The 5,975-nt window shown below is 75.2% G+C and carries 3 protein-coding genes; all 3 read right to left on the bottom strand.

Translation table 11 applies throughout. The features are described 5' to 3' along the window. Positions 1–1,224: L-2-hydroxyglutarate oxidase (lhgO, locus tag J0670_RS27295; protein WP_207814356.1), on the bottom strand; the 1,224-nt coding region annotated here is incomplete at its 3' end. 276 nt (positions 1,225–1,500) lie between these two features. Next, the gene (locus J0670_RS27290) at positions 1,501–3,078 is read right to left on the bottom strand and encodes a TROVE domain-containing protein (protein ID WP_207814355.1); all 1,578 of its coding nucleotides are present in this window, start codon (positions 3,076–3,078) and stop codon (positions 1,501–1,503) included. A gap of 562 nt (positions 3,079–3,640) precedes the next feature. Then, complete coding sequence (locus tag J0670_RS27285) at positions 3,641–5,068, bottom strand: MFS transporter (RefSeq protein ID WP_207814354.1); 1,428 nt, start codon at positions 5,066–5,068, stop codon at positions 3,641–3,643. Between the last annotated feature and the right edge of the window lie 907 nt (positions 5,069–5,975).

Below are 5,975 nucleotides of genomic sequence, written 5' to 3'. Positions count from 1 at the left end.
CTCCAGCGCGGCCAGCGCCCGGCGGGCCACCTCGCGGCCGATCGGCAGCGAGGCGGTCGCGGCGGGGGAGGGGGCGTTCAGCACGTGCACCGTACGGCGCGGGGAGCGCGGGTCCTCGGGGTCGAAGCCGGCGAAGGCGAAGTCGTCCAGCAGCGAGCCGTCCCGGGCCACCGCCTGGGCGCGCACTCCGGCGGTGGCCGGCACCAGGTCGTCGGCGGTCACGGCGGGCAGCAGGCGTTGGACGGCGGTGGTGAACGCCCGTTTGGACAGCGAGCGGTGCAGCTCGCCCAGTTCGTACCGCCAGTGCCGCCGGAGGATCCGCCAGGTGCCGGGGAAGGCGAGGGTGTCGGCCAGGTCGTACGGGCGCACGGTGCGCCAGCGGTAGCCCTCGCGGGCCGCCGCGGGCACCGCGTTCGGGCCGACGTGGACGTCGCCGTGGATGCCCCGGGTGAGGTGCACGCCGAGGAAGGGGAAGGCCGGGTCGGGCACCGGGTAGACCAGCCCGCGCACCAAGTCCCGCCGGTGCTCGGCCAGTTCGTAGTACTCGCCGCGGAACGGAACGATCCGCACCCCGGGGTCGTCCCCGGCCAGCCGGGCGATCCGGTCGCTGTGCAGCCCGGCGCAGTTCACCAGCACCCGGCAGCGCAGCTCGCCGGCGGTGGTGCCGACCGTCACCCCGTCCCGGCGCCGCGCCACCGTCCGCACCCCGACGCCGGGCCGCAGCTCGGCGCCCGCCTCCCGGGCCAGCCGGGCGTACGCCGTCGCCACGGCCGGGAAGTCGCAGATGCCGGTGGTGGCGACGTGCAGCCCGGCCAGACCGCTCACCTCCGGCTCGTACCAGGCGATCCCGGCCCGGTCCAGCTCGGTGACCGGGATGCCGTTCGCCCGCCCGCGCTCGGCCAGCGTCGCCAGCCGGGGCAGTTCGGCGGGGTCGGTGGCCACGATCAGCTTGCCGGTGACCTCGTACGGGACGCCCTGCTCGCGGCAGAACGCCACCAGCTCGGCGGCGCCCGCGACGGCGAACCGGGCCTTGTACGAGCCGGGTCGGTAGTAGACGCCGCTGTGGATCACCCCGCTGTTGCGGCCGGTCTGGTGCGCGGCGAAGCCGCTCTCCTTCTCCAGCACCGCGACCCGCAGCCCCGGGCGCGACCGGGTCAGCGCGTACGCCGTGGCCAGCCCGACGATCCCGCCGCCGACCACCGCCACCTCGACCTCGTCCGCCACCGCCCGCTCCTCACGCCGCCCGGCCCCGCTGCCGCTGCCGATGTTGGCACGGTGTCGGGCACGGGTCGAGACCGCGTGTGCCGGTTCCCCGCGCGGCGGTCGGCCCGTGAAGGCTCCGTCGCGGGGATGCGTGGTCCCTGCCCGTGCGCGTCCCGGCACGCCGGGGTGGGCGGAGCCTCCCCCGATGGCTCCGCCCGGGTGCTGCGGTCGGCCCCCGGTCCGACCGCAGCGTGGTGCGCGGGCTCCCCCCGGATCCCCGCGCAGCACCGTCTCCCGCTACACCTCCCAGGGCCAGCCAGCGTCCGTCCCCGCTTCCAGCAGCGGGATCAGCCGGAAGGCCGCGTCGCTCAGGCCGCCGAAGGTGTGCCGGCCGGCGCCGCCGCTGGGGCCGTGGCCGGGGGCGTAGCCGGCCAGGTTCCAGGTGTAGACGGGGACGTCGGCCGGGACGGCGGCGAGGGGGTCGCTGCCCCGGTAGCCGAAACCGGTCTGCTCGTCGGTGACGATGACCACCCGGTCGTGGCCCCGGTAGTGGGCGCGGACGGCTGCGGCGGTGTTGGTGCCGCCGAGGCTGGAGAAACGTTCCAGCACGCGCAGCACCGCCTCCCCTCGGCCGACCTCGATCACCCGGCTGTCGGTGCCGAACTCGACCAGGTCCGCCTCGGCGGCCCGGACCTTCAGCGCGGTGCCGAAGATCGCGGCAGAGTCCGCCCGGTTGAGCTGTGTCTGCGCGCTGGGCCGGTCGAACATCGAGCCGGAGCGGTCCACCAGGACCAGCGTCCGGCCGGGCAGCTCGGGCACGTTGGCGAGCGAGTGGCCGAGTGCCGTCTCCAGCGCGTGCCCCCAGCGCAGCGAGGGCACGTTCCGGTGCGCGGCCAGGTAGCGGAACGGGAACTGGCGCGAGCGCCGTACCTCGCCCGGGTCGGAGATCCGCCGGGCCACCTCGGCCGCGACCGCGTCCGATACCCCGGCCCGGTCGAAGTTGCGCAGGTTCCGCACCAGCGCCATCGGGCCCATGGACGGGATGACCGCCTCCCACGCCGCCGCGTCCAACGGCCCCTGGAGCCAGCCGGCCAGCGCCTCCCAGGTCAGCCCGGCGGCGGCCAGCCGCTCGGCGCCGCCCCGCGCGGTCACGGCCGTCCGGCGCTCCTCGACCGGCAGCGCGAGCAGCTCGCGGTTGGCCGTCAGCAGCCGGTCGGCCGCGGGCGGGACGGCCTCCTCCGGGCGGTGCCGGCGGTCCAGCGCGTACGCGAACAGCGCGCCCTGCCAGGGCTTGGTCGGATCCGGCGAGGGGTGGGTCAACTCCAGGACGTCGCCGAAGCGGTAGCCCTTGGTCGCGGTGTCGTACTTGAGCAGCGAACGGGCGTCGTACAGCCGCCGCACCGCGTCCGCGACGCCGCGCTTGAGCGGCTTGGGCAGCGCCCGGCCGTAGCGCGAGGTCCAGTACGCGAGCAGCTCGCCGGGCTCGTCGGCGCGCCGCAGCACCGCGTCGACGGCCTGCCGGGAGTGGCCGTGGGCGCCCGCGTCCAGCCGGGCCCGGGTGAACTCGGCGGCGCCGACCAGTGCGGCGGTGCGCAGCTGAGCGTCGTACCGCAGCCAGCGCAGCAGCCCGAGGGTCCACTCCGGCTCGGCGACGGCGAGTTCGCGCACCAGCGCGGTGTAGCGGTCGTCGCGGTCGCCGCCGCGCTCGTAGTAGGTGTCCTGGCCGACCATGTTGGCCACGGACAGCAGGAACAGCTCAGACTTGCGGTCCCGGGCGTAGCCGGTGCCGCCCTGGTGGGTGCGGCCGCTCCGGCCGGTCGTGGCCACCGGCGAGCTCGGACTCGCCTTGGCCCTGCGGATGTTGAACCTGGACATGCTGCAGCCTCCCTCGGCCGACTGGCGGTGTGGACGGGAGGGAGGCGTGCGGCGGTGAGGGGTGCCCGAGATCGCGCCGGCCGTCGTCGAACGGCCGGCCTCGGCGGAGGTGTATGCCTTGTGCTCTACCCGATTGAGCTAGCGACCGCGCTCGCGCACGGCCGCCCGGGACTCGAACCCGGAACCGCAAGATCCGAAGTAACCCCCGCCTGCGCACCGGGCACTCCGAAGCGCACTGCCTCCCGAGATCAAAGGTGGCCGCGGTCGATGGAACTCAGCTTCAACGCGCCCCGCCGGGGGCACTCGACCGAAGTAACCGCTGCCGTCGCACCGGGAGGTGCGGAAACCTATTCACGTGTGGGTGTCCAGAGTTCGAGGACGGCTGAGGTGACATAGCTGCTCTACCGACTGAGCTACACCGGCCCGGAGCCGGTGACGGGACTCGAACCCGCGACCTGCCCATTGACAGTGGAAGTAACCTCTGCCTGCGCACCTGGACGGGAGAGACCTTAGCCAGGCCCCTCCCGCGGGTGCATCCGATTTATCGTCGGGTCCGCGCCGCTCACGCCGGCGCGACGATCACCGCGCGCGCCCGTTCCGTCAACTCCCTTACTCTGCGCTCGCCCTGGAACGGCTCCAGGCGGCGCAGCATCTCCACCACGTACTCCCGACTGCGCTGCGAGGAGATCCGGCCGGCCACCTCGACGGCGCGTTCGCCGGCGGCGACCGCGGCGTCCAGGTTGCCCGCCTCGGCCTCGGCCATCGCCGAGACCACCAGCCGCAGGCCGTGCGAGCGGACGAAGCCCTCGGTGGGCTGGGCCAGCGCCTCGCGGGTGAACTGCCGGACCTTGGAGGGCACTCCGAGGTCGCGGAAGCACTCGGCGGCGTCCGCGGCGAGCCGGTCGTAGGCGTAGAAGTCGATCCACGCCGGATCGGGATCCCCGGCGCGCGCCCGTTCGAGCGCGCTCTCCGCCGCGCCGAGCGCCGTCGCACACGCCGCCGCATTGCGGGCCTTGGCCTGGGCCCGGGCCTCCACCAGGTGGAAGAAGCTCATGGTCCGGGCGGTGGCCAGGCCCCGGTTGCGCTCCAGCGCGGCCTGCGCGAGGTCGACGGCCTCCTCGGCGAAGCCCCGGTAGCCGGCCTGGAGGCTCATGGAGGCGAGCACGTACCCGCCGAGCGGCACGTCGGCGGCGGCCCGGGCGAGCCGCAGGGCCTGGATGTAGTAGCGCTGCGCGGCCTCGTGCTGCCCGGTGTCGAAGGCCATCCACCCGGCCAGCCTGGTCAGTTCGGCGGTCGCGCCGAACAGCGCCCGGCCGACGGCGTCGCTGTACGAGGCGAGCAGCAGCGGCGCCGCCTCCACCCGCAGGCACTCCGGCACCATCGACGAACGCCAGTCCCCGCCGCCGTACTTGGAGTCCCAGCGGCGCGCCTCCTGGGCGGCCTCGCGGAGTTTGGCGGCGTCCGAGTGGCCGACCCGGTAGGAGGAGGCCTCGCTGGGGGAGCGCGGCACCTCGCGGGCCACCGAGCCGTCCGCCGGGGCGATCAGCCAGCGGGACACGGGAGTCGCGTACGCGGCGACCGAGAAGGTGCCGGCCAGGCTGTCGCTCCAGCGCCCGCCGCCGGGGCCGCGGCGCAGTTCGAGGTCGACCCGGAACAGGTCGGTGGCCGAGCGCACCGCGTCGGCGACGTCGCGCGGGAAGGCCAGGCCGAGTTCGGGCGCCGGGTCGGTGTCGCCCAGGCCGATCTCCTCCAGGGGGACGGGCCGGCCGAGCTTGCCGCCGATCGCGGTGGCGATCAGGTGCGGGACGGGCCCCTGCGGGACCATGCCCTTGCTGACCCAGCGGGCCACCGAGGTCTTGTCGTAGCGCAGCGTCAACCCGCGCTGGGCGCCGAGGTCGTTGACCCGGCGGGCCAGTCCGGCGTTGCTGATCTGAGCGAGGGCCAGGAGCGTGCCGAGCCGTTCGTTCGGTCCTCGTGGGCTGACGGTCATGGTGGCGGCGGCACCTCCTGCGGCCTTGTGCGCGGGGCCCGGGCGGCACCGAGCCGTAGCTGCTGCACCTAGAGTAGTCGGACGCGTTCCGACGGTTAAGAGGCCGCATTCCGGATGGCGGGATCGCGCACCCGGCGGTGTCGCGCGGGGCCGGCGAGGGGGTTGGTCCGGACCACTCGGAGCCGAACGGCCGCGCCCGGTGCCGGAGTCCCGTGCTCCGGTCCCGTGTTCACGTGCGCCCGGCCGTGCCCCCTGGCCCGACCGGCGGCTCGGCGATTCGCTGGTGGTCGTGGGTCGGCCCGCCGTCGAGGACCCGGCGGGCCGGGGGATGCCGCCGCCTCAATCCCCGCGGGCGGCGGCGGAGTCCGGGAGGGCATGCGGATGCCCTCCCGGGCTGGACGACGCCTTTCGGCCATCTCGCGATGCCCATGTCAAAAAGGTGCACCCCGGGCGGTCCGGGCCGGGGAGGGGGAGGCCCGGCCCGCTCGATCCCGGCTCCGCCGGGCCGGTCGCCGAACCGATCGCCGAACCGATCGCCGAACCAGTGGCCGAACCGGTGTACGGGCCTCGCCGAGCCGTTCCCGCGCCCGCCGTCGATCCGCGCCCGATCCGGGGCCGATCCGTCGCCGGACCCGCACCGAAACAGAAGCGGAACCGACAACACCGGCCCCGGCGGCGCCCGGTGATGGCACGATGTCTCCTGACGGCGCGCCGGAAGCGGGACACGCCGGAAGCGGCACGCCGGGAAGCGCGTGCGCGCCGCGCGAGTGCAGGTCCTCGTCCGGTGGAGGCGCGATGCGGTGGCTGACGGGCTGGAGCACGGGCGCGCCCCGGGCAGGTGCTCCCGCGCACGAGACCCTCGCCGCGGTCGCACCGATCGCCGCGCGCCCCCTGTGGACCGGACCGA

The sequence above is a fragment of the Streptomyces sp. FH025 genome (assembly GCF_017427025.1).
Classification (GTDB): Bacteria; Actinomycetota; Actinomycetes; order Streptomycetales; family Streptomycetaceae; genus Kitasatospora.
This window is presented reverse-complemented; position numbering and strand designations above follow the sequence as displayed.

What these genes read in the sequence shown, in the direction of transcription:
- J0670_RS27290 (WP_207814355.1), bottom strand. Translation starts at nt 3,078, where the DNA reads ATGTCCAGGTTCAACATCCGCAGGGCCAAGGCGAGTCCGAGCTCGCCG.
- J0670_RS27285 (WP_207814354.1), bottom strand. Translation starts at nt 5,068, where the DNA reads ATGACCGTCAGCCCACGAGGACCGAACGAACGGCTCGGCACGCTCCTG.